The organism is Lentilactobacillus sp. (assembly GCF_040773105.1).
GTDB lineage: Bacteria > Bacillota > Bacilli > Lactobacillales > Lactobacillaceae > Lentilactobacillus > Lentilactobacillus parabuchneri.
The window spans coordinates 1-1662 of the sequence record NZ_JAXGWW010000325.1; the positions used below are offsets into that span (position 1 = coordinate 1).

General features: G+C 40.8%; 1 protein-coding gene and 1 pseudogene. Both read left to right on the forward strand.

The annotated features are described in order from the left end of the window. Window positions 1-465 (forward strand): annotated as a pseudogene (locus tag AB3112_RS11330) (type I restriction endonuclease subunit R); the annotation flags it as partial. A gap of 13 nt (window positions 466-478) precedes the next feature. Then, window positions 479-1662 (forward strand): type I restriction-modification system subunit M (locus AB3112_RS11335; RefSeq protein WP_367334553.1); only part of this gene is annotated, 1184 nt, incomplete at its 3' end.

The following is a 1662-nucleotide window of genomic DNA, read 5'->3' on the forward strand; positions in this document are numbered from 1 at the left end:
AGTCTATTGGAGACTGATACCATCAATGTTGACTATATTGTGAACTTAATCTCAGGCATTGACTTAATGTCGTCGACCGAACGTAAGCAAGATATTCAGAAAATTGAACATTTGTTGGATAATGCGACCAATGACCAATTAAAGTCGAAGGTTGAATTGTTGGAACAATTTTTGAATGAAGTTTTGCCAACGCTCGATACAGACGATGATATCGGCATGTCGTTGAGTAACTTTATGGCCGAGAGCCAGCGAGCTGCCATTAAGGGCTTTTCACAAGAACACCACCTTTCGGAAGACTTCGTTAACGAGCAGATTTCTGACTACAACTTCTACGGTAAGACCAAGGACAAAGAGATTATTGACAAGTTAAGTGCTAATGGGCTCGGCTTTCGAGAGAAACGGCAGGCCAAACGCGAGATTAAGGATTTTGTATCGACTATCGACCGAAAGTATTCACTAAGCTAGGAGAATGAATTTAATGAGTCATATTGAACAGGCCGAACAACAGGCTGAATTACAAAAAAGATTATGGGCTGTGGCAAATGATCTGCGCGGTAACATGGATGCCAGTGAGTATCGAAATTATATCTTAGGATTAATCTTTTATCGCTTTTTGTCCGAAAAAGTTGAAAACTATGCAAATGAGTTACTTCAAGACGATGATGTTGACTTTGCAGATGCGGAACAAGATGCTGACCTGATGCAAGATTTGAAGGATGAAGTGATTGACGTCTTAGGTTTCTTCATTGAACCACGATATCTGTTTACAACTATGGTCAAGAAGATTAACGCTGGCGATTTTGACGTTGAAATGTTACAAAATGCCATCAACGAAGTCCAGAATTCGACCTTAGGCAAAGAGTCAGAAAATGACTTTAAAGGGCTATTCGAAGACTTGGATTTGCAGTCATCACGGTTAGGAAACACAGTTGCCAAGCGTAGTGAACTGATTGCCAAAGTGATTCTATCCTTGTCGAATATTGATTTTGGTGAACAAGATATTAAAATTGATATTTTGGGTGATGCCTACGAATATTTGATTGGTCAATTTGCCGCTTCAGCTGGGAAAAAGGCGGGCGAATTTTATACGCCACAACAAGTTTCTAAGTTATTGGCAAGAATTGTTACGGCTGGTAAAGATCGTTTGAAGACGGTTTATGATCCTACGATGGGCTCTGGGTCGCTGTTATTACAATTGGGTAATTACGCAACGATTGGAAACTACTATGGTCAAGAAATCAACGGTACGACTTACAACTTGGCGCGGATGAACTTGTTGATGCATGAGGTTAGTTATAATCGGTTTGATTTACGTCAAGGCGATACTTTAGAGGAAGATCACTTTGATGATCTAACTTTTGACGCTGTCGTTGCCAACCCACCTTATTCGGCTAAGTGGAATCCAGATGATAAATTAGATGATGAACGTTTTCGGAAATATGGGAAGACGGCACCGAAGTCGAAGGCGGATTTTGCGTTTGTTGAACACATGCTCTATCACTTAAATAATGAAGGCACGATGGCAGTTGTATTACCACATGGTGTCTTATTTCGCGGTGCTGCGGAAGGAAAAATCCGACAGTACATGATTGAACATGACAACGTCTTAGATGCCGTCATCGGATTACCAGCGAACTTATTCTACGGAACTAGTATTCCGAC